At 67.4% G+C, this 21037-nt stretch carries 18 protein-coding genes, 1 tRNA gene and 1 riboswitch; of the genes, 13 read left to right on the top strand and 6 right to left on the bottom strand.

Features of this window, described 5'->3' with window-relative positions; translation table 11 throughout:
- The first annotated feature begins 1 nt into the window (after position 1).
- Together ASD55_RS15225 and ASD55_RS15220 are read left to right on the top strand one after the other, a co-directional pair.
- Complete coding sequence (locus ASD55_RS15225; RefSeq protein WP_056767454.1) at positions 2 to 1633, top strand: serine hydrolase; 1632 nt, start codon at positions 2 to 4, stop codon at positions 1631 to 1633.
- A gap of 105 nt (positions 1634 to 1738) precedes the next feature.
- Positions 1739 to 2431, top strand: coding sequence for a histidine phosphatase family protein (locus tag ASD55_RS15220; RefSeq protein WP_056767452.1), 693 nt, complete (start codon positions 1739 to 1741; stop codon positions 2429 to 2431).
- Positions 2432 to 2479: 48 nt separating this feature from the next.
- Here ASD55_RS15220 and ASD55_RS15215 read toward each other — a convergent pair whose 3' ends face one another.
- The 4 genes from ASD55_RS15215 to ASD55_RS15200 all read right to left on the bottom strand — a co-directional run bounded on the left by ASD55_RS15215 (position 2480) and on the right by ASD55_RS15200 (position 7592).
- Positions 2480 to 3109: a DUF4124 domain-containing protein gene (locus ASD55_RS15215; RefSeq protein WP_200946224.1), complete on the bottom strand. Its 630-nt coding sequence runs from the start codon at positions 3107 to 3109 to the stop codon at positions 2480 to 2482.
- 274 nt (positions 3110 to 3383) lie between these two features.
- The gene (gene pnuC, locus ASD55_RS15210) at positions 3384 to 3965 is read right to left on the bottom strand and encodes a nicotinamide riboside transporter PnuC (protein WP_056767451.1); all 582 of its coding nucleotides are present in this window, start codon (positions 3963 to 3965) and stop codon (positions 3384 to 3386) included.
- Positions 3966 to 3967: 2 nt separating this feature from the next.
- A complete protein-coding gene (locus ASD55_RS15205; RefSeq protein ID WP_056767448.1) occupies positions 3968 to 6151 on the bottom strand; it encodes a TonB-dependent siderophore receptor in 2184 nt (727 codons plus the stop codon).
- 55 nt (positions 6152 to 6206) lie between these two features.
- Positions 6207 to 6302, bottom strand: a riboswitch (TPP riboswitch).
- A gap of 153 nt (positions 6303 to 6455) precedes the next feature.
- A complete protein-coding gene (locus ASD55_RS15200; RefSeq protein WP_056767445.1) occupies positions 6456 to 7592 on the bottom strand; it encodes a phosphotransferase in 1137 nt (378 codons plus the stop codon).
- 132 nt (positions 7593 to 7724) lie between these two features.
- Between ASD55_RS15200 and ASD55_RS15195 the strand changes: the two genes are divergently transcribed.
- The 4 genes from ASD55_RS15195 (at position 7725) to ASD55_RS15180 (ending at position 10557) form a co-directional block, all read left to right on the top strand.
- Positions 7725 to 8618 (top strand): AEC family transporter, encoded by an 894-nt coding sequence (locus ASD55_RS15195; RefSeq protein ID WP_056716783.1) that lies wholly within the window; start codon positions 7725 to 7727, stop codon positions 8616 to 8618.
- Between the two features lie 66 nt (positions 8619 to 8684).
- Positions 8685 to 9275: a response regulator gene (locus ASD55_RS15190; protein WP_056716731.1), complete on the top strand. Its 591-nt coding sequence runs from the start codon at positions 8685 to 8687 to the stop codon at positions 9273 to 9275.
- A gap of 29 nt (positions 9276 to 9304) precedes the next feature.
- Positions 9305 to 9703: an RNA-binding S4 domain-containing protein gene (locus ASD55_RS15185; RefSeq protein ID WP_056767821.1), complete on the top strand. Its 399-nt coding sequence runs from the start codon at positions 9305 to 9307 to the stop codon at positions 9701 to 9703.
- A 197-nt stretch (positions 9704 to 9900) separates the two neighbouring features.
- Positions 9901 to 10557 (top strand): response regulator, encoded by a 657-nt coding sequence (locus ASD55_RS15180; RefSeq protein WP_056767442.1) that lies wholly within the window; start codon positions 9901 to 9903, stop codon positions 10555 to 10557.
- Positions 10558 to 10631: 74 nt separating this feature from the next.
- Here the strand turns inward: ASD55_RS15180 and ASD55_RS15175 are convergent, their stop codons facing one another.
- Positions 10632 to 11108: an Lrp/AsnC family transcriptional regulator gene (locus ASD55_RS15175; RefSeq protein ID WP_056716724.1), complete on the bottom strand. Its 477-nt coding sequence runs from the start codon at positions 11106 to 11108 to the stop codon at positions 10632 to 10634.
- A gap of 94 nt (positions 11109 to 11202) precedes the next feature.
- Here ASD55_RS15175 and ASD55_RS15170 point away from each other — a divergent pair, with 94 nt between their 5' ends.
- A complete protein-coding gene (locus ASD55_RS15170) occupies positions 11203 to 12447 on the top strand; it encodes an aminotransferase class I/II-fold pyridoxal phosphate-dependent enzyme (protein ID WP_082542816.1) in 1245 nt (414 codons plus the stop codon).
- 68 nt (positions 12448 to 12515) lie between these two features.
- Here the strand turns inward: ASD55_RS15170 and mutS are convergent, their stop codons facing one another.
- Positions 12516 to 15107 carry a DNA mismatch repair protein MutS gene (mutS, locus tag ASD55_RS15165; RefSeq protein ID WP_056767440.1) on the bottom strand — a complete coding sequence of 864 codons (2592 nt, stop codon included), beginning with the start codon at positions 15105 to 15107 and terminating at the stop codon, positions 12516 to 12518.
- A gap of 87 nt (positions 15108 to 15194) precedes the next feature.
- Here mutS and ASD55_RS15160 point away from each other — a divergent pair, with 87 nt between their 5' ends.
- From ASD55_RS15160 to ASD55_RS15135, 6 genes are all read left to right on the top strand, one after another.
- A complete protein-coding gene (locus tag ASD55_RS15160; RefSeq protein ID WP_082542815.1) occupies positions 15195 to 15704 on the top strand; it encodes a CinA family protein in 510 nt (169 codons plus the stop codon).
- Positions 15705 to 15849: 145 nt separating this feature from the next.
- The gene (gene recA / locus ASD55_RS15155) at positions 15850 to 16887 is read left to right on the top strand and encodes a recombinase RecA (protein ID WP_007806195.1); all 1038 of its coding nucleotides are present in this window, start codon (positions 15850 to 15852) and stop codon (positions 16885 to 16887) included.
- Between the two features lie 235 nt (positions 16888 to 17122).
- The gene (locus ASD55_RS15150) at positions 17123 to 17626 is read left to right on the top strand and encodes a regulatory protein RecX (RefSeq protein ID WP_056767437.1); all 504 of its coding nucleotides are present in this window, start codon (positions 17123 to 17125) and stop codon (positions 17624 to 17626) included.
- Between the two features lie 84 nt (positions 17627 to 17710).
- On the top strand, positions 17711 to 20335 hold the full coding sequence (gene alaS, locus ASD55_RS15145) for an alanine--tRNA ligase (protein ID WP_056767436.1): 2625 nt from the start codon (positions 17711 to 17713) through the stop codon (positions 20333 to 20335).
- A gap of 271 nt (positions 20336 to 20606) precedes the next feature.
- Positions 20607 to 20810 (top strand): carbon storage regulator CsrA, encoded by a 204-nt coding sequence (gene csrA / locus ASD55_RS15140; RefSeq protein ID WP_056716714.1) that lies wholly within the window; start codon positions 20607 to 20609, stop codon positions 20808 to 20810.
- 79 nt (positions 20811 to 20889) lie between these two features.
- Positions 20890 to 20982: transfer RNA gene (locus ASD55_RS15135), tRNA-Ser, on the top strand.
- The last annotated feature ends 55 nt before the right edge of the window (positions 20983 to 21037 follow it).

Here is a 21037-nt window from a genome sequence, read left to right as displayed (position 1 = left end):
CATGGGCGACATCATCGAGCGAGGCAAGAGCATGACCTGCAGGATTCCGCGACTGTCGCTGCGCCGTTGCCTCTCCGGGTTGCTCATCGCGCTGGTCGTCGCCGGCGCCCCGGCGCTGGCTGCCGCGCCGGCGCAGGATCTGGACGCCTTCGCCGCGCGGGCCATGAAGACCTTCGGCACACCGGGCATGGCGGTGACCATCGTCGATGGCCAGACCATCACCACGCATGGCTACGGCGTGCGCAAGCTGGGTGAGGCCGCGCGGGTCGACGCGCACACGATCTTCCCGATCGGTTCCAACACCAAGGCCTTCACCGCGGCAGCGCTGGCGATCCTGGTCGACCAGGGCAAGCTGCACTGGGACGACCGCGTGGTGGACAAGCTACCGGGCTTTCGCATGTACGACGCCTATGCGTCGGCCGAGATGACGGTGACCGACCTGCTGGTGCATCGCAGCGGGCTGGGCCTGGGCGAGGGCGACCTGATGATGTTTCCCACCAGCGACCGCACGCGCGCGGAACTGGTGCATGACATCCGCTACCTGAAACCGGTGCGCTCGTTCCGCGGCGGCTACGACTACGACAACGTGCTGTACATCGTCGCCGGGCAACTCGTCGAAGCCGTTTCCGGCCAGCGCTGGGAGGACTTCGTGCAGCAGCACATCCTCGACCCGCTGCAGATGCGCGACACGCAGACCAGCATCGATGCCCGCACCGCCGACCAGGCCGCGTTGCACGGCAAGAACACCACGCCGGTGCGCGGCGTCGGCCCCCAGCGGGTGCTGACCACGGTGATGACCGGCAGCGTGTTCGCGGCCGCCGGTGCGCTGCAGGTCAGTGCGGCCGACATGGGGCAATGGTTGCGGCTGCAGCTCGATGGCGGTCGGCGGAAGGACGCCAGGCCGATCTTCAGCGCCGCGGCCGCGAAGATGCTGTGGACGCCGCAGACGCTGATCCCGATCGCTCCGCTGCCGGCCGAGGTCGCGCTGGCGCAACCGCAATTCAACGCCTACGCACTGGGCTTCGAGGTGCAGGATTACCGCGGCCACCGGATCATCACCCATCTGGGCGGCGTGCTGGGCGGCTATTCCGCGGTGGTGATCATTCCGGAACGACACGCGGCGTTCGCCGTGATGCTCAACGCCGAAGATCCCGCCACCTTGCTGGCGATGCGCGAGCATCTGCTCGACAGCCTGCTGGGACTTCCCTCGCCGGACTGGATCGCCGGCTACGGCAGGATGTTCGAGGGGATCAGGGCGAGCGCTGCGGCGGCGCTGAAGGCTGCGGGCAGTGACACGCAGTCCCGCGGTGCTCCGTCGCTGCCGCTTTCGGCATACGCCGGCGTGTATCGCGACCCGTGGTACGGCACGGCCACCCTGCGCCAGGATGCGAACGGCGCGCTGACGATCAGCTTCGATCGCTCGCCCGGGTTGCACGGCGTACTGGAGCACGTGCGCCACGACACCTTCCGCACGCACTGGGCGATGCCCGACGTGGAGGATGCCTACGTGAGCTTCGCGCTGAACCCCGATGGCAGCATCGCGCAGATGAGGATGAAGGCGGTGTCGCCGATCGCCGATTTCAGCTGGGACTACCAGGACCTGTGCTTCGTCCCGGTGGCTGCCGGCAAGTAGCGCGCTTCGTCCGAAGACCTTGCTGCCGCGGCGACTGGCGGCCTGAGCTGGTTCCTTGCGTGTTGGCGTTGGATACTCGGCGCACTGACCGCAACGGGGCACGCCATGTTTCCACGACTTCTGCTGATGCTGCTGTGCCTGCTGCCGGTGGCGTCAATCGGCGCGACCGAGGCGCCCGCCACGCGCACCATCGTGCTGGTGCGCCACGGCTACTACCTGCCCGATGCGAAGGCTGACCCGAAGCTGGGCCCGCACCTGGCGCCGATCGGCGTGGCCCAGGCGCATCTGGCCGGCGCGCGGCTGGCCGCCTTGCCGGAGCGCTTCGATGCGATGTACGTGAGCCCGGTGCAGCGTGCGCGCGACACCGCTGCCGTCATCGCCGGCGACTTTCCGGGCCGGCATTTCGAGGTGGTCGACGACCTGGCCGAATGCACGCCGCCGACCCGTCGCACCGAAGTGACCGCCGACGAGAAACCGGCGGACCTTGCGGCCTGCGCCCGCCAATTCGATCGCCTGTTCGCGGATTACTTCAAGCCGGCGCACGGCCACGCGCAGACCGAGCTGATGGTTTGCCACGGCAACGTGATCCGCAACATGGTGGTTCGTGCACTGGGTGTCGACAGCAAGGCCTGGCTGGAAATGTCGGTGGGCAACGCCAGCATCACCCGAATCCTGGTCGAGGCCGACGGCCGCTTCAAGGTCATCTCGGTGGGCGACGTGGGGCATATCCCGCCGAGCTTGCGCACCGGTGCCACCGGCGATGCCGAACGCAGCCTGGCGATTCCGGCGTTGCCGTAGCGAACACCGGCGTTGCGATCACGCGTGATGCCGTTTCATCCCGTCAGCTCAGCACTGCACGCGGCCACCGGCCAGCTGCTTGCACGGGTGGAACACTGGTTCCTTCGGCGGCGGGCGGTGATGACCGTCGCCATCGCCGTGGTGGTCGTGATCGCGGCCCGGACGACGGTTCGGATACGGTACCCAGTACGCCGGCGGCGGGTTGTACGCCGGCTGTTGCTGCAGCTGGTCCTGGTAGGCGTCGTTCTGCTGGCGCAGGACTTCGTTCTCGCCCTGCAGGCGGTTGCGCTCGGCGGCCTCGTCGACCAGCGCCTGCTGCCGTTCCTGCTCGGCGCGCTGCTGCGCGGCGTAGGCTTCGTCGGCCTGGCGCTGTTCCTTCTCGTCCTGCGCCTGCTGGCGGGCCTCGATGCGTTGCTGGTACAGCGCTTCGAGGTGGTGCGAATCGGCATAGCTCTTCGCCAGCTTGTCCTGGCCCAGGCGGAGGTAGCGGTCGATGACTTCGGTGTCGTCGGCCTGGTGCAGCAGCTCGCCATTGCCCTGCGGGCAGGGATGGTCGGTGTAGCTGACCTGTCCGCCGACGGTGCACTTGTAGATGTTCTGCGCACCCGCGGTGCCCGCGGCGGCCAGTAGCAGGAGCGCCAGGCATGACAGGGGAATTCGGTTCGGCCGGACTTTCATGGGGACGTCCATCCTGGGTGACTAGGAGCGTGGGCGGTAGAAACCAAGCGAGCGAGGCAAAGTGGTTTGAGTCAGGTTTTTCGATCATTTGAGGCGAATAGCCGTAGCTATTCAACGAAAGTGAGGGGAAAAGCTGGCCAAAACAACGCAGCCGCAGCCGCTTGGTTTCTACCGCTCACGCTTCTAGCATCGGCTGGATGTTGCCGCCGCGCGGGTTAGGCCGCGCTGAACGCGAGGGCGACGCGCCGACGGTAGCGCGGCCGGGTCGCGCCGTTCAAGCGGTGGGCGACGCCTCGGCCGGCTGGCGGCCGGCGCCCTGCCACGCGCGCAGGCCGATCACCGCCAGCACCACGAAGCCGGCGTACAGCACCGCGGTGATCAGCAGGTGCTTGTAGACGTACTCGCCCACGTAGATCACGTCCACCGCAATCCACAGCCACCACGCGGCCACGTGCCGCCGCGCCTGCCACCACTGGGCGACCAGGCTGAAGGCGGTCAGCGCCGCGTCCAGCCAGGGCAGGGCGGCGTCGGTGAGGTGATGCATGAAGGCGCCGAGCGCGATCGCGCCGACGCCGCCGATGGCGAGGTGGATGATCGCCTGGCGCCGCGGCAGCGGCGCCACCTGGACGAGTCCGTCTTCGCCCAGGTGTTGCAGCCAGCGGTACCAGCCGTAGCCAATGAATCCCGCGAACGCCAGTTGCAGCAGTGCATCGGAATACAGCCTGGCATCGACGAACACCCAGGCGTAGATCAGCACGGACACCAGCCCGATCGGCCAGCACCATGGCTGGCGCCGGGCGGTGAGCCAGACGCCGAGCGCGCTGACGATCGCCGCGATGAGTTCGACCCAGGTCATCTTCAGAACGCGAACGTCAGCGACAGGCGTGCCAAGCGCGGCGCGCCCGGGAACAGGTAGCTGTCGCCGCCGGAGCTGCCGGTGTCGCGCCAGTAGAAGCGGTTGAACACGTTGTCGACACTGAGCCGCCAGGTCATCGCGTGGCCGTTCCACTGGCTGGCGTAGCGCAGGCCCGCATCGAACACGTGGTAGGCCGGCACCCGCGTCACGCCGTCGGGCGTGGCCACGTTGCTGCTGGCGTAGCGCCAGCCGCCGAGCAGGCTGAGCCGGTCGGCGAACGGCAGGCGATAGTCCAGGTACACCGCACTGCGCAGGCGCGGCACGTTGACCACCTGGTGGTCTTCGTAAGCGGGCGCGCCGGTGTCTTGCGCACGTGCGCGGATGAGGTTGACGCTGGCGGTGAGGCGCAGGCGATCGGTCAGCTGGCCGGCGGCGTTGAGTTCCAGTCCGGCATGCGCCTCGTTGCCCTGCTGGACGAAGGTGAAGCCCTCGGCGCTGCTGTCCGGTCGGGCGAACTGGTATGGCTGGCTGATGCGGTACAGCGCCGCGGACAGACTCAGGGCATCGCTGGCGGCGTACTTCACGCCCGCCTCGGTCTGGCGCGCCAGCAGCGGGGCCAGCGTGGTGCCCCCGTTGGCGGTCCAGTACGGCGCCTCGTTGCCCAGCGACAGGCTTTCGCTGTAGCTGAGATAAGTGGTCAGCCGCGTGGTGGGCTGGTACAGCACGGCCGCCTGCGGCAGGAACTTGCCCAGACGCGTGTCGCGTTCGGGCACGCCGTCGGAATCATTGGCGCGTTCGTGCAGGCGCACGAAGCGCCCGCCGGCCAGCAACTGCCACCGCGTGCCGAGATGCAGGCGATCCAGCGCGAACACGGAGTGCTGCCAGCTGGTCAGGCGACGCACCGAAGCGCCCGGCTGGTTCGGCGACGGCGCGAAGTACGGCGGGTCCACCTGATCGATGTTGGCGGTGCCGACGTAGTCGTACACGTCGGCGCGACGGTCGATGGTGCGGCGGAACGCGCTGGCGCCCAGGCTGATCTCGTGGCTGACCGCGCCGGTGTCGAACGCGCCCTTCAGCACCGCGCGCGCTTCGTCGTTGGCGCGGGTGTCGTCGGGGCTGCGGTAGTCGTAGACGTCGTAGTCGCCGTTGGGTGCGAAGAACCAGCCCGGCGTGGCGCCGCTGGCGCAGTCGGTCGAGTAGAAGCAGCCGTAGGCGAACGCCACGTTGTCGTCGATCACCGCGCGGCTGTGGCTGGCCGAGAGCTGGGCCGTCCAGGCATCGGCCAGGCGGTAGTCGAGGCGCAGCGTGCTGTTGCTGGCGTCGATGCCGACCGGCTGCTGCCACGGTTCGAAGCCGAGCATGCGGGTGCGGTCGGGATGCGCGGGGATCATGCGGCCGCCGAGCAACTGGTAGCCGGACACCGAACGCTGCGAGCTGGACTGGTAGTTGCTGTCCAGTTGCAGGGTCGCGTTCGGGCTGATCTTCCAGTCGGCCGCCAGCGAGACGAAGTTGCGCCGGCCATCGGCGTGGTCGACGTAGGACTGCACGCCGTCATGGGCCGCGTTGACCCGCACGCCGAACGTCGGCGACAGCCAGCCGCCCACGTCCATGGCGAGGTAGCGCGAACCGTGCGAATCGGTGCCGACGGTGGCGCTGCGCACGTCGGTCGGCCGCTTGCTGACGTAGTTGACCAGGCCGCCCGGGGCCACCACGCCCGCTTCGAGGCCGCCCAGACCCTTGAGGATTTCCACCCGCTGCTTGTCTTCCAGCGCGATCGGCTGTTCGCCGACCAAGCTCATTTCGTTGAGCTTGTAGCCGGTGGCCAGGTCGAGCGCGTAGCCGCGGATGGCGACATCCTGGTAGTAACCGACGGGCGCGTAGCTGTCGCCGAGTGCGGCGTCGCTGCGCGCCAGTTCGCTCAGCGTATGCGGCTGGCGGTCGTCGATCTGGTCGCGGGTGATCACGGTGATCGCGGCGGGCGTGTCCTGCAGCGGCGCGTTGCCGAAGCTGCCGAAGGTGTCCAGTTGCGAGTTGTCGGCGTGGTAGCCGTTGCTGCCGTTCGCGTTCACGTGGACCGGCGACAGGCGCGTGGCCTGCGGTTCGCCGGCGGTATCCGTGGCATGCACGGGAGCGATCACCGCGAGCAGGGCGAGAAGCAGGGGAGTGCGGGAAAGAAGCATCGTCATCGTCGTCGTCAAGGGAGTGCGGACGAAGCGACGGCGACCCGGCAGTCGCAAGGACGCGCCGGATCTGCAAGCTCCCTACGCCGGTACAAGCCGGATCAGGTTCCAAGGGACTCTCTCAGCCCGGCTACGCCGGGCACCCCCGCTTCAAGAACGCGTATTGAACCACGGATCGAGCGAAGCTGCTCGAGCTTCCATCGCGTGTCCGGTACATGCCCGGACGCGCCCACGCGAATCAGCTACTTGCGTGACTGCTCCGCGCCGGGCCATCCATGGCCGGACTGAGAGGTTGAAAACGCACAACCTCTCAGTCGAGGTCGCGGATGAGCTGCAGCAGGGCCTGTCCCGGCGGCGTGTGGAACCACGCGGCATGGCCGCGCAGGAAGGTGTCCCAGGCCACGTCGGCGTTGGCCGGGGACTGCGTGATGCCCTGGAAGTACTCGACTTCGGACAGCGCGAAATCCACGTGCACCAGCGGCAGCAGGCTGGCCAGCAGCTGCCGGTCGTCGCGGCTCAATGGCCGCTGCCGGTGATAGCCGTCGATCAGCGCCCGGGCGATGTCGGGGTGGGCGACGTCGTTGCGCCGATCCAGCTCCAGCCAGGCGATCGCGTTGCGCTCGATCGCGGTGGCCAGGTCGAACAGTGCGAAGTTGCGCGCACACAGGCCGAAGTCGAGCACGTCGCTGATCCGTGCGCCGACGCCGTCGTCACTCCAGTACAGGTTCGACACGTGCCAGTCGCCGTGGGTCCACAGCGGCGGCTGCCGTGCAAGCCCTGGCTGGACGGCGGCGTGCCACGGGGCCAGCAGGTCGCCCAGTTCGTCCTGCCAGTGGCGATTGCGCAGATAGGCGGCCAGCGCGGGCCGCTGCGGCAGTTGCGCGGCCAGCGTCGCGACGGGATCGACGGCGCAGATCAGTTCGCTGCGTGCGACCAGGATGTGGGTGCTGCGCTGGGCGGCGCGATAGTCGGCGGCGGCCTCGTGCAGGCTGGCCAGCATCTGTCCGGCGACCAGTGCGTGCTGGCGGTTGGACAGCGGTTCCCACGAGATCGTTTCGCGGTACAGGTCGATCCCGGCGGCACAGCGGTGCACTTCGTACACCCACTCGCCGCGTGCGGTGAACGTGCCGCCACCGGCGTGGCGCAATACCTCGGGGATCGGCGTACCGCGCTCGCGCAGGTGCGCGATGAAGCGATGTTCCTCGCCCAGCGTTTCCACGCCGCGCACGCGCTGGTGATGGCGCTTGACGAAGCACGTGCCGCGCGGGCTTTCGACCAGGCACGCCGCCGACAGCGGGCGCGGACTGTGCCAGGCAATGCGGGCCGGGTCGCCGATGGCGGGATAGTCGCGCAGCACGGCTTCGACTTCGTCCGCGCGCAGCGGTAGCCAATCCGGCGGCGTATTGTCGCCGGCCAGTCCGTGGGCGAGGTGGGTGGGGTCATTCATCGGGGCCATGGTGCCACGGGCAATCGCAAGCGGCGGATTATCGCCGACGGTTCCGCGATGGCGGCTTTCCAGTCGTGCCCGCTTCGCGTCTAATTGCCGGACTTTCCCCGCGGCACCCGTTCGATGAGTGCGATGTTGTTGCTGTTCGTCTGCCTGATTCTCGGCACCCTGGTGGCGCGCTACGCGAAGCCGCCGGCCGGCATCGTGCAGGGCATCAACTGGTGGGTGCTGAACGTGGCGCTGTCGGCGCTGGTGCTGGAACTGATCCCGAAGGTCAGCTTCGATCCCCAGCTGTGGTTCCTGGTGGCGGTGATGTGGCTGACCTTCGGCGGCGCGTGGCTGCTGTTCGGCCTGCTCGGGCCGCGGCTGGGCTGGTCGCGCCAGCGCACGGGCGCGCTGATCCTGGTGTGCGGGCTGGGCAATACCTCGTTCATGGGTTATCCGCTGATGGAGGCGCTGCACGGCAAGCAGGGGCTGGCGCTGGCCGTGGTGGCCGACCAGCTGGGCTGCTTCCCGGTGCTGGCGATCGGCGGCATCGTGGTCGCCTCGCTGTATTCGGGGCGCAAGCCGGAGCTGGGCCTGGTAGCCCGCCGCATCTTCACCTTCCCGCCCACCATCGCGCTGCTGATCGGCATCGTGGCCGGTATGTGCGGAGGTTGGCCGCCACTGCTGGACGGGGTGTTTGTGCCGATCGGCGCCACGCTGACCCCGCTGGCGCTGTTCTCGGTCGGCCTGCAGTTCAGGTTCCACCCCGGCCAGCGGCAACTGGGCGCAGCCAGCTGGGGTCTGGCCTGGAAGCTGTTGCTGGCGCCGGTGCTGTGCTGGGCCATGGGGGCTGCCGCCGGCGTCGACGGACTGGTGCTGACCGTGGGCGTGCTGCAGGCGGCGATGGCGCCGATGGTCTCCGCCACGATCCTGGCCGACGAATACGGGCTGGAACCGACCCTGGCCAATACCGTGTTGGGCGCCGGCATCGTGCTGTCCCTGCTGACCATTCCGCTGGGCAACGCGTTGCTGGGCGGGTAACGCATTTCTTGCGTCCGGCGCGGAGTACGTCGAAACTAGCCCGAACGGGGCAGGGGAGCTCGGGGCATGGCTGGTTTCGAACTGATCAAGCGGCTGTTCGGCAGCGAACATGGCGAACGTCGTGCCGTGCCGCGCACCGGGGAACCCAAGAGCGCGTGCATCCTGGTCGTCGACGATTCGGCCACCATCCGCGCGGTGATCGGCAAGATGCTGATGCAGAACGGCCACATGGTGTTGAAGGCGGCCGACGGCGAGCAGGCACTGGCGACGGCGCGTCGGGAAAGCCCCGACCTGATCTTCCTCGACATCGTGATGCCCGGCATGAGCGGCTTCGCGGTGCTGCGCGCGCTGCGCCACGACCCGCTGACCCGCGACATCCCGATCGTGATGATCAGCGGCAACCTGCAGGCCACCGAGCAGTTCTACGTGCAGCGTTTCGGCGCCGACGATTTCATGAAGAAACCGTTTGGCCGCGGTGAGGTGTTTGCCCGCATCGAACACCTGACCCGCAGCGGACGCCTGGTCGTGCGCCCGCGGGCGGAGGTGGAAGCGCCCGCGGGCGAGCCCGAGCACACCGAAGCCGAGCATGCGGCGATTCCCGATATCGCCATGCCCGACCCGCACGACATGGTCGCACCGGCCGCCACGCACGACTGAAGCACGTCGATGGCGCGACAATGGGCGCCATGAACAAGTCTTCGCCGCCCGAAACCGTCACCCTCCGTGTCGACGTGTGGCTGTGGGCCGCACGTTTCTTCAAGACCCGCAGCCTCGCCAAGCAGGCCATCGACGGTGGTCGCATCGACGTCAATGACGCCGGCTGCAAACCGGCAAGAACGCTCCATTCGGGCGACCGCCTGAAGATCAGCCGCGGTGAGGAACGGATGGAAGTCGAGGTGCTGGCGTTGTCCGATCGGCGGGGGCCGGCCAGCGCCGCACAGCTTCTCTATCGTGAGACCGAGTCCAGCCGCGTGGCACGCGAGGCGGCGCGCGAGCTGCATCGCCTGATCGGTGCCAGCGGTCCGCCGAAGCGACCGGACAAGCAGGCGCGGCGTGATCTGCGCCGGCTCAAGCATGATCGTTGAGCCGCCGCGGATCAGACGCCAGTCGAGGCGGCACGGCCTTCAATAGTCGCGAATTCGCGGGTAGAACCCGTGGAAAACGGCGTTTCTTCGTGGGCTCTGAGCAGTGCATCGCAGAATGCCCTGCGTGGATGGAGGACTATCCCTTCAAATCCACCGGGTTGGCGACATCCAGCCACCACATGGCCGCGGAGGCTTGCATGGACGGACACGCACTGAAGAATGGCATCGGCTTTTTCAAGCGCCTGCTGGGCAACCATGTCGAGGCCATCCATCGCGTTGAAGCGCAGGCACCGCTGGGTGTGCGCATGCTGGTGGTCGACGATTCCCCCACGATCTGCGCCGTGCTGGGCAAGATGCTGCGGCAGGACGGTTACGCCGTGTTGAAAGCCGGCGACGGCAAGGCGGCGATCGAGCTGGCGCGCAGCGAGCAGCCGTCATTGATCTTCCTGGACATCGTGATGCCGGGCATGAACGGCTTCGCGGTGCTGCGCGCGCTGCGCCATGACCCGCTGACACGCGACATCCCGATCGTGATGATCAGCGGCAACCCGCAGGCCACCGAGCAGTTCTACGTGCAGCGTTTCGGCGCCGACGACTTCATGCAGAAGCCCTTCGACCGCGACGAGGTGTATCTGCGCATCGGCCAGCTGGTGCAGTCGGGACGATTGCCCGCACGTCAGGATTCGCCATTGGTCGAGCAGCAGCCCGCTGCGCTGGAGGCGGTCGAGTTGACCGCCGAGGACCTGACCGACATTCCGGATATCGCCATGCCGGATGCGGACGTGACCGCGCAGCTGGCCGCGCCGGCAACACCGCCACCGCTGGTCCTGAAGCTGGCCCACGGTATCGGTTGAGCGCGGACTGTTCCGCAACGGCCTCGGGGCCGGTGAGGAAATTCGCTGCCCGCGGTCCGGAATGATCGCAGCTCTCAGCCTTCATCCGCCTCGCGGTAGATCGGCACGTCGGGATTGCGCCGGAAGGTGAAGATCAGACTGGTCTCGATATGCGCCACTTCCGGTCGCGTGGTGAATGCATCCAGCGCGAAATCGCGCAGATGGTCGCTGTCGGCCACCGCCACGTGCAGCAGGTAATCGTTGGCGCCGGCCACGTGATAGAACGCCAGCACTTCGCGCAGGGTCAGCAGGTAGGCGTGGAAGGCGTCCAGATCCTCGCGCGAGTGGCGCGCCAACCGCACGCTGATCATCGCCTGCAGGCCGATGCCCACCGCCGCCGGGGCAACTTCCGCGTGGTAACCGCTGATCGAGCCGCTTTCGCGCAGCCGGCGCACCCGCTCCAGCGCCGTCGAGGGGGCCACGCCCACCCGTTCGGCCAGTGTCTTGTTGGGCAACCGAGCGTTCTTCCGCAGCTCGCGCAGTATGGCGAAGTCGATTCGGTCCAGGCGCATGATTCGGGCTTTGGCGAAATTAAATTCGGTGATGGATTTTCAGCATAGCGGATGATTCTAGTATCCGGCCATTCCATCGAATGGGGCTGGACTGATGCCGCGTCTTGAAACACTGGGTGTACATGCCGGTCGCGAGGATTTCGGCGAGCTGGGCGTGCACGCGCCGCCGCTGGACCTGTCCACCACCTATCCGGTGCGCGACCTGGCCGAGGGCACCACCAGCTTCGATGCGCTGGTGGGCGGCGCGGCGACGGCGGCCAATCCGATCTACGCGCGTCTGCACAATCCCACCGTGGCGCGCTTCGAGCATGCGCTGGCGCAACTGGAAGGCACCACCGACGCGGTCGCGTTTGGTTCCGGCATGGCGGCGATGTCGGCCTGCCTGCTCGCGGCGGGGCAACGCGGCAAGCATGTGCTGGCGGTGCGCCCGCTGTACGGCACCAACGATCACCTGCTGAACTCGGGCCTGCTCGGGATCACCACGCACTGGGTCCAGCCGCACGAAGTGGCCACGGCGATCACTGCCGATACGGCGCTGGTGATCATCGAGACGCCGGCGAACCCGACCGTGGACCTGATCGACATCGTGGCGGTGGTGAAGGCTGCCGGCACGGTGCCGGTGCTGGTCGATTCCACCTTCGCCACGCCGGTGTTGCAGCAACCCGCTGCGCTGGGCGCCACGCTGGTGTTGCACAGCGCTACCAAGTTCCTCGGCGGTCATGGCGACGTGATCGCCGGTGTGGTCGTCTGCAATGCCGAGTGGGCTTCCGCCCTGCGCCAGGTGCGCGCCGCCACCGGCGGCCTGCTGCATCCGCTGGGCGCCTATCTGTTGCATCGTGGCCTGCCCACTCTGTCGCTGCGCGTGCTGAAGGCGCAGGACAATGCGCAGGTGCTGGCCAAACGACTGGCGGCGCATCCTGCCGTGGCCAAGGTTTGCTATCCCGGCCTGGGCACGGTGGCGAATGCACATCTGGTGGATACGCAGATGCGCGGCCCGGGCAGCCTGATGGCGTTCGAGATGCATGGTGGTCATGCCGCCGCGAGCGCGGTGATGGCGGCAGTGAAGCTGGCCACGCCGGCGGTGAGCCTGGGCTCGGTCGATACGCTGATCCAGCACCCGGCCGGGCTGACCCATCGCGTCGTCGACGCCGCCACCCAGGCGCAGCACGGCATCACGCCGGGTCTGCTGCGTCTGTCGGTGGGCATCGAGCATGTCGACGACCTGTGGGCCGATCTGAGTCAGGCGCTGGACGCGGCGCGGCTCAGCGCAGCGCAGCGGCCTGACGATTCCAGCCGCACGCAGGCGGCAACAGTTGGGGAGGGGTATCGCCGATCCTGATCATCGGCGATGGGTCGGGAGGGCCTGGAAAGGCCGGCGTCACAGGGCGCCGGCCTTTTTTCATGCGCTCAGTTCAGCGACTTGAGGCGGTACAGCGCCTCCAGTGCCTCGCGCGGGGTCAGTGCATCCGGATCGATGTCTTCCAGCGCACGCTCGGCGGCCGACGGCTGGGCGGGGGCGAACAAACCCAATTGTGGCGAGGATTCGGCTGCGCGCGCCGGTGCGCTGGCGTGCTGGTGCATGCCCCGTTCGAGTTCGGTCAGGGTGCGTTTCGCATCGGCGATCACGGACTTCGGCAGGCCGGCCAATGCCGCCACCTGCAGGCCGAAGCTGCGGTTCGCCGGACCTTCCTTCACCGCGTGCATGAACACCAGTTGCTCGCCCCGCTTCTGATCGTGCAGTTCGACGGCGTCCAGGTGCACGTTGGCGATCGACGGGAATTCGCCGGCCAGTTCGGTCAGCTCGAAATAATGCGTGGCGAACAAGGTGTATGCACGGCAATGGCGTGCCAGATGCACCGCCGCGGCGCGTGCCAGCGACAGGCCGTCGTAGGTGCTGGTGCCGCGGCCGACCTCGTCCATCAGCACCAGGCTGTCGGCGGTGGCGTTGTGCAGGATGTTGGCCGTCTCGCTCATCTCGACCATGAAGGTGGACTGGCCGCGTGACAGGTCGTCGCCGGCGCCGATGCGGGTGAAGATGCGGTCGATCGGGCCGATCACCGCGCGGCTGGCCGGCACGTAGCTGCCGATGTGGGCAAGCAGCACGATCAGCGCGTTCTGGCGCATGTAGGTGCTCTTGCCGCCCATGTTGGGGCCGGTGATCACCAGCATCCGGCGCGCGTCGTCGAGCTTCAGGTCGTTCGGCTCGAACGGCTCGTCGCGGACTTTCTCCACCACCGGATGGCGGCCGCGTTCGATGCAGATGCCCGGCTCGTCGGTGAGTTCGGGCGCGCTCCAGTCCAGCGCCTCGGCACGTTCGGCCAGGGTGGCGAGCACGTCGAGCGCGGCGATCGCGCTGGCCGCGGCCTTCAACGGTTCGAGCTTTTCGGTGAGCGTGTCCAGCAGCGCTTCGTACAACGCACGCTCGCGCATCAGCGAGCGTTCCTTCGCCGACAGCACCTTGTCCTCGAAGCTCTTCAGCTCCTCGGTGATGTAGCGCTCGGCGTTCTTCGTGGTCTGTCGGCGCGTGTAATGCGTGGGCGCCTTGTCGGACTGTCCCTTGCTGATCTCGATGTAATAGCCGTGCACGCGGTTGTAGCCGACTTTCAGGGTGCTGATGCCGCTGGCGGCCTTTTCGCGCTCCTCCAGTTCGACCAGATACTGGTCGGCGTGGGTGGACAGGCGGCGCAGTTCGTCGAGTTCGGTGTCGTAGCCGTCGGCGACCACGCCGCCGTCGCGCTGCAGTACCGGCGGCTGTTCGACGATGGCGCGGGCGAGCAGGGCGGCAGTGTCCGCGTGGTCGCCGATGCTCTCGACCAGGGTGTGCAGCAACGGGCTGTCCAGCGTGGCGATCTGTTCGCGCAACCTGGGCGCGGCGGCAAGGCCATCGCGCAGGGTGGACAGATCGCGCGGTCGCGCCGAGCGCAGCGCCACCCGCGCGAGGATGCGTTCGAGGTCGCCGATGCCGCGCAGCTGTTCGCGCAGGGATTCGTGGCGGCGACTGTCGATCAGCATGCCGATCGCCTGATGACGCCGGCGCAGTGCCTGGCGCGAACGCAACGGGCGGGTCAGCCAGCGACGCAGTGCGCGCGCGCCCATCGGCGTCACGGTTTCGTCGAGCACGCCGAGCAGGCTGTGTTCGACGCGGCCGCTGGGATGGGTGTCCAGTTCCAGGTTGCGCCGGGTGGCGGCATCCAGCGCGATCGTCTCGCTGGCGCTTTCCACCGCCATGCCGGTGAGGTGGGGCAGCGCGCTCTTCTGGGTTTCCTCGACGTAGCCGAGCAGGCAGCCGGCAGAAGCGACTGCCAGCGGCATGCCGTCGACGCCGAAACCGCCCAGGTCGCGCGTGCCGAAGAAGCGATTGAGTTCGCGCTTCGCCGCATAGGCATCGAAATGCCATGGCGGCCGCTTGCGCAGTCCGGGCAGGGCGCTGACCAGTTTCGGCCAGGCCACGTCCTCGCCGACCAGGGTCTCGGCCGGCTGCAGTCGCGCCAGTTCGGCAGCCAGCGCCTCGGCGCTCGGTACTTCGCTGAGCAGGAAACGGCCGCTGGACAGGTCGACCCAGGCCAGGCCGTAGTCGCCGCGGGTGCCGGCGGCGATCGCCAGCAGCAGGTTGTCGCGGCGATCCTCGAGCAAGGCTGCATCGGTCACCGTGCCGGGCGTGATGATGCGCACCACCTTGCGCTCGACGATGCCCTTGGCCAGCGCCGGATCACCCATCTGCTCGCAGATCGCCACCGATTCGCCCAGCCGCACCAGCCGCGCCAGGTAGTTCTCGGCCGCGTGGTAGGGCACGCCGGCCATCGGGATCGGCGCACCACCGGATTGCCCGCGCTGGGTCAGGGTGATGTCGAGCAGCCGCGCCGCCTTGCGGGCGTCGTCGTAGAACAGCTCGTAGAAATCGCCCATGCGGAAGAACAGCAGCACGTCCGGATGCTCGGCCTTGGCCGAAAGGTACTGGCGCATGAACGGGGTGTGTTTGGTGAGATCGTCTTGGCTCATGCAATGCAAGTCTTGGCGTGGTCGCGCGGAACGGGTAGAACGGTGCCTCTGCGCGTGGCGCAAAGCGTTCAAGTCCGGGAGTCTCGCATGGAGTTGTTGTCTGTTCCTACCGATGCGGAGTTGCTGGCGCTGGCTGCAGAGGCCGCGGCCGAGGTGCAGCGCTGTCGGCTGATGCTGGTGACGGCGGAATCCTGCAGCGGCGGCTGGATCGCCAAGACACTGACCGACCTGCCGGGCAGTTCGGCCTGGTATGACGCGGGCGTGGTGACCTACAGCTACGAGGCGAAGGAGGCGCTGCTCGGCGTCAATCCCCGCACGCTGGAGCATGCCGGCGCGGTCAGCGAGGAAACCGTGCTGGAAATGGTCTCCGGCGCACTGGCGCGTTTCGGCGCCGGCGTGGCGGTGGCGGTGACCGGCATCGCCGGGCCTTCCGGAGGCATGCCGGACAAACCGGTGGGCACGGTCTGGATCGGCTGGAAGCGTCGTGGCGGCTACGCCCATGCGCGGCTGTTCCATTTCCCGGGCGACCGCGAGGCGGTGCGCCGACAAACGGTGGCCGCCGCGCTCATCGGCTTGCGCAAAACGCTGACGGAGTGACACGCGATCGGCCGCCAGACCGGCTTGACCAGTGTGGGATACTGGCCGCGTACACGTCGCTCCGCGCCGATGGCGCAGATCGCAGCCCGTGAGATTCGACCCGGGCATCATGCTCCCCATTCACAGCCCAACCGGAATACCTACGATGGATGACAACAAGCGCAAGGCGCTCACCTCCGCCCTCGGCCAGATCGAAAAGCAGTTCGGCAAGGGTGCCGTCATGCGCATGGGCGATCGCGTCAACGAGGCGATCGAGACGATCTCCACCGGCTCGCTGGGACTGGACATCGCGCTGGGCGTCGGCGGCCTGCCGCGCGGTCGCGTGGTCGAGATCTACGGCCCGGAATCCTCCGGCAAGACCACCATGACCCTGCAGGCGATCGCCAGCTGCCAGCGCGCCGGCGGCACCGCCGCGTTCATCGACGCCGAGCACGCGCTCGACCCGACCTATGCCGAGAAGCTGGGCGTCAAGGTCGACGACCTGCTGGTGTCGCAGCCGGATACCGGCGAGCAGGCGCTGGAGATCGCCGACATGCTGGTGCGCTCCGGCGCGGTGGACATGGTGGTGGTCGACTCGGTCGCCGCGCTGACCCCGAAGGCGGAAATCGAGGGCGAGATGGGCGACTCCCACGTCGGCCTGCACGCCCGCCTGATGAGCCAGGCGCTGCGCAAGCTCACTGCCAACATCAAGAAGTCCGGTTGCCTGGTGATCTTCATCAACCAGATCCGCATGAAGATCGGCGTGATGTTCGGCAGCCCGGAAACCACCACCGGCGGCAACGCGCTGAAGTTCTACGCCTCGGTGCGCCTGGACATCCGCCGCATCGGCGCGGTGAAGAAGGGCGACGAGATCATCGGTTCGGAAACCCGCGTCAAGGTGGTCAAGAACAAGGTGGCGCCGCCGTTCCGCCAGACCGAGTTCGAGATCCTGTACGGCGAGGGCACCTCGCGCGAGGGCGAGATCATCGAGCTGGGCGTGGCGCAGAACCTGATCGACAAGTCCGGTGCCTGGTACAGCTACAACGGCGACCGCATCGGCCAGGGCAAGGAGAACGTGCGCCAGTTCCTGCGCGACAACCCGGCGATCGCCAACGAGATCGACAAGCAACTGCGCGAACGCCTGCTGGTGCCGGTCGGCCGGCCGGCGGCCGCCGCCGCTGAAGAGGCGCTCGAGGAAGCGTGAACCGTGAGGGTTGACGGTCTGTTGCATGCACATGGCCCGGCTTGCCCGGGCCATGTGCGTTTTGGTCCGGTGTCGTTGGCGTATTCGGGCGCGACAATGCAGGCCTTCCCGGTCGTTGCTCCTGAGCGTGTATCCGCAGGGGTGGAGTCGAGGGGCGCCCTTTGACTTCGCTGCGCTACGCTCAGGGGGAACCGCGGGGGAAATCCGCTCCTATCGGGTGCCCGTATGCATGGCGATGAAGATGAAAAAGCGTCCTGGCCCAAATGACCCGGCCAAGCCGAAACGCAGCGCCTACGACAAGGCGCTGGGCCTGCTGGCGCGGCGCGAGCATTCGCGCAAGGAGCTGAAGACCAAGCTGCGCCAGGGCGGCTACGAAGGTGACGAAGCCGTCGCTGCGCTGGATCGCCTCGGCGAGCAGCACTACCAGGACGATGACCGCTTCGCCGAGGTGCTGCTGCGCAGCCGGATCGCCCAGGGCTATGGGCCGATGCGCCTGCGCCAGGAGCTAAAAAGCCATGGCCTGGGCGATGCGCGCATCCGCGAGCTGATGGATGAAGCCGAGGTCGACTGGGACGCCTCGGCCGCAGCCCAACTGCGTCGCCGCTATGGCGGGGCGGGCAGCGCGGATCCCACCGAACGCGCCCGCCGGGCGCAATTCCTCTTGCGTCGCGGCTTTGCCGCCGCCACAGTACGGAATGTTACCCACGCCGATGTGGACGACGCCGACGATATTTCCTGACATCCATCGCCCCGCGGCCATGGGTTGACGGAGCGATTGGCCCGGTCTCGGCGTGGCCCGTTGCCGCCAGCCATCGCGATCCGCATGAAAACCTCCGAAATCCGCTCCGCCTTCCTCGATTATTTCCGCTCCAAGGACCACACCATCGTGCCGTCCAGCTCGCTGGTGCCGTCCAGCGATCCGACCCTGCTGTTCACCAACTCCGGCATGGTGCAGTTCAAGAACGTGTTCCTGGGCAGCGAAAAACCCGGTTACGTCCGCGCGGCCGACGTGCAGCGCTGCCTGCGCGCCGGCGGCAAGCACAACGACCTGGACGCGGTGGGCTACACCGCGCGCCACCACACCTTCTTCGAGATGCTGGGCAACTGGTCGTTCGGCGACTACTTCAAGCGCGACGCGATCGCCTACGCGTGGGAGCTGCTGACGGAAGTCTTCAAGCTGCCGGCGGACAAGCTGTGGGTCACCGTCTACCACACCGACGACGAAGCGTTCGACATCTGGAACAAGCAGGTCGGCGTGCCGGCCGAACGCATCGTGCGCATCGGCGACAACAAGGGCGCACCGTTCGCCTCGGACAATTTCTGGCAGATGGCCGACACCGGCCCGTGCGGCCCGTGCACCGAGATCTTCTACGACCACGGTGCGGATATCGCCGGTGGCCCGCCCGGCTCGCCGGACGAGGACGGCGACCGCTACATCGAGATATGGAACCTGGTGTTCATGCAGTTCGACCGCGCGCCCGACGGCACGCTGAGCCCGCTGCCGGCGCCGTGCGTGGACACCGGCATGGGCCTGGAGCGCCTCGCCGCGGTGCTGCAGCACGTGCATTCGAACTACGAGATCGACCTGTTCGCGCACCTGATCCGCGTCGCCGGCGAACTGACCGGCACGCAGGACCTGGGCAACAAGTCGCTGCGGGTGATCGCCGACCACATCCGCGCCTGTTCCTTCCTGATCGTCGACGGCGTGCTGCCGTCCAACGAAGGCCGCGGCTACGTGCTGCGCCGGATCATCCGCCGCGCTCTGCGGCACGGCTGGATGCTCGGCGTGCGCGGCGACTTCTTCTGGAAGATGGTGCGGCCGCTGGTCGAGGAGATGGGCACGGCTTATCCGGAGCTTTCGGCAAAGCAGGCCTTCGTCGAGGATGCGCTGCGCACCGAGGAACAGCGCTTCGGCGAGACGCTGGAGCACGGCATGCGCCTGTTCGACGACATCGCCGGCAAATCCGGCAAGATGATCCCCGGCGTCGATGCGTTCCGTCTTTACGACACCTACGGCTTCCCGGTCGACCTTACCGCCGACATCGCGCGCGAGCGCGGGCTTGAGGTCGACATGGCCGGCTTCGAGCAGGCCATGAACGAACAGCGCGAGCGCGCCCGCGCCGCGGGCAAGTTCGAGGCCAAGGGGCAGATGCCGGCCGAGCTGGCCAGCCAGCTCAAGCCCACCGTATTCCTCGGTTACGAGGCGCTGCAGGGCAGCGGCAGCAAGGTGCTCGGCATCGTGCGCGGCGGCAAGCAGGTCGACCAGCTGGGCGAGGGCGAGGAGGGTCTCATCATCCTCGATCGCACGCCGTTCTATGCCGAGTCCGGTGGCCAGGTCGGCGACACCGGCACGCTGTCCAGCGCGTCCGGCCGTTTCGACGTCGGCGATACGCTGAAGATGGGCGGCGTGTTCTTCGGCCACGCCGGCACCTGGCATGGCGGATCGCTGCGCACTGGCGACACCGTCGATGTCTCGGTCGATGCCTCGCGCCGCCAGGCCATCGTGCTCAACCATTCGGCCACCCATTTGCTGCACGCGGCCCTGCGCCAGGTGCTGGGCAGCCACGTCACGCAAAAGGGCTCGCTGGTGGCGCCGGAGCGGCTGCGCTTCGACTTCTCGCATCACAAGCCGATGAGCCACGACGAGCTGGCCCGGGTCGAGGCCCTGGTGAACGCCGAGGTGCGCCGCAACGGGGCGGCCGAAGTGCACAACATGGGCTACGACCAGGCGATCGAGTTCGGCGCGATGGCGCTGTTCGGCGAGAAGTACGGCGACGAAGTGCGCGTGCTGAAAATGGGCGATTTCTCCACCGAGCTGTGCGGCGGCACCCACGTGGGGCGTACCGGCGACATCGGCCTGTTCAAGGTGGTCAGCGAGGCGGGCGTGGCCTCCGGCGTGCGCCGCATCGAGGCAGTCACTGGCGCCGGCGCGCTGGCCTACGTCGCCGACGAGGAGCGTCGTCTGGCCGAATTCTCGCAGCTGCTTTCCAGCAGCGGCGACGATGCGGTGGAAAAACTGCGCCAGCTGTTCGATCGCCAGAAGAAACTCGAACGCGAACTGGAATCCCTGCGCAGCAAGGCCGCCGGCTCGGCGACCGCCGACCTGGCCGGTTCGGCCACGGATGTCGATGGAATCAAGGTGGTCGCGGCCCGGCTGGAAGGCCTCGACGCCAAGTCGCTGCGCGACAGCGTGGACCAGCTCAAGCAGCAGTTGGGCGACTGCGTGATCCTGCTGGCCGGCGCGGCAGACGGCCGGGTCTCGCTGATCGCGGGAGTCCACGGCAAGGCCTTGGCCCGGATCAAGGCGGGCGACGTGGTGGCACACGTGGCGAAACAGATCGACGGCAAGGGCGGCGGCAGGCCCGATATGGCCCAGGGCGGCGGCACGGATGCGCCGGAGCTGCCGACGATCCTGTCGGCCTTGCCGGAGTGGATCTCGGCCCACTGATCCCTATCAGCTTTTGCGTGTGCCATTCGTCACGACCCTGGCAGATTGCACAGGGGAATCGTGCTCAGTTACTATCGAAACAGTGTCGACGCGGTCGGAAACGCTCGTGTCGCCAGTCAGGACGCCAAGGAGTGTTTTGGCTGTGAGCCGGGAAGGCGGGGTAGGGCCTTCGACGGATCATTCGTCGAACTGCGGAAAGACGGACGCTCAGGGGTGAGGCAACGTCGATCTGCAGGCCTGTGACCAACAGCTTTTATGGAGTAGCAAAATCATGTTGATTCTGACCCGCAGGGTCGGTGAGACCCTGATGATCGGCGACGAGGTGACCGTCACCGTTCTTGGTGTGAAAGGCAATCAGGTACGCATCGGCATCAATGCACCGAAGAATGTGGCGGTGCATCGCGAAGAGATCTATCAGCGCATCAAGGGCGAAAGCGAGCCCGGCAGTGGTCCCGACGAGTCCGTCGAACACTGATCGAGTGAATTAAGCCTTTACCTCGACCGCGCCGGTCAGTATCCTTGCCGGCTCCGCAGCAATGCGGAACAAAAACCCCGGAGAGATGCCCGAGTGGCCGAAGGGGCTCCCCTGCTAAGGGAGTATCGGGCTAAACACCTGATCGAGGGTTCGAATCCCTCTCTCTCCGCCAATGAAGTAATGTAAGTTATTGATTTAAATTAACTTACTCGTAAATCAGGACGGCT

Source organism: Rhodanobacter sp. Root561 (assembly GCF_001427365.1).
In the GTDB taxonomy this organism is placed as follows: Bacteria; Pseudomonadota; Gammaproteobacteria; order Xanthomonadales; family Rhodanobacteraceae; genus Rhodanobacter.
This window is presented reverse-complemented; position numbering and strand designations above follow the sequence as displayed.

Bases quoted from the DNA above. Each gene is read 5' to 3' on its own strand.
- ASD55_RS15225 (WP_056767454.1), top strand. From the start codon at position 2: ATGGGCGACATCATCGAGCGAGGCAAGAGCATGACCTGCAGGATTCCG.
- ASD55_RS15220 (WP_056767452.1), top strand. From the start codon at position 1,739: ATGTTTCCACGACTTCTGCTGATGCTGCTGTGCCTGCTGCCGGTGGCG.
- ASD55_RS15215 (WP_200946224.1), bottom strand. From the start codon at position 3,109: ATGAAAGTCCGGCCGAACCGAATTCCCCTGTCATGCCTGGCGCTCCTG.
- pnuC (WP_056767451.1), bottom strand. From the start codon at position 3,965: ATGACCTGGGTCGAACTCATCGCGGCGATCGTCAGCGCGCTCGGCGTC.
- ASD55_RS15205 (WP_056767448.1), bottom strand. From the start codon at position 6,151: ATGACGATGCTTCTTTCCCGCACTCCCCTGCTTCTCGCCCTGCTCGCG.
- ASD55_RS15200 (WP_056767445.1), bottom strand. From the start codon at position 7,592: ATGAATGACCCCACCCACCTCGCCCACGGACTGGCCGGCGACAATACG.
- ASD55_RS15195 (WP_056716783.1), top strand. From the start codon at position 7,725: ATGTTGTTGCTGTTCGTCTGCCTGATTCTCGGCACCCTGGTGGCGCGC.
- ASD55_RS15190 (WP_056716731.1), top strand. From the start codon at position 8,685: ATGGCTGGTTTCGAACTGATCAAGCGGCTGTTCGGCAGCGAACATGGC.
- ASD55_RS15185 (WP_056767821.1), top strand. From the start codon at position 9,305: ATGAACAAGTCTTCGCCGCCCGAAACCGTCACCCTCCGTGTCGACGTG.
- ASD55_RS15180 (WP_056767442.1), top strand. From the start codon at position 9,901: ATGGACGGACACGCACTGAAGAATGGCATCGGCTTTTTCAAGCGCCTG.
- ASD55_RS15175 (WP_056716724.1), bottom strand. From the start codon at position 11,108: ATGCGCCTGGACCGAATCGACTTCGCCATACTGCGCGAGCTGCGGAAG.
- ASD55_RS15170 (WP_082542816.1), top strand. From the start codon at position 11,203: ATGCCGCGTCTTGAAACACTGGGTGTACATGCCGGTCGCGAGGATTTC.
- mutS (WP_056767440.1), bottom strand. From the start codon at position 15,107: ATGAGCCAAGACGATCTCACCAAACACACCCCGTTCATGCGCCAGTAC.
- ASD55_RS15160 (WP_082542815.1), top strand. From the start codon at position 15,195: ATGGAGTTGTTGTCTGTTCCTACCGATGCGGAGTTGCTGGCGCTGGCT.
- recA (WP_007806195.1), top strand. From the start codon at position 15,850: ATGGATGACAACAAGCGCAAGGCGCTCACCTCCGCCCTCGGCCAGATC.
- ASD55_RS15150 (WP_056767437.1), top strand. From the start codon at position 17,123: ATGAAGATGAAAAAGCGTCCTGGCCCAAATGACCCGGCCAAGCCGAAA.
- alaS (WP_056767436.1), top strand. From the start codon at position 17,711: ATGAAAACCTCCGAAATCCGCTCCGCCTTCCTCGATTATTTCCGCTCC.
- csrA (WP_056716714.1), top strand. From the start codon at position 20,607: ATGTTGATTCTGACCCGCAGGGTCGGTGAGACCCTGATGATCGGCGAC.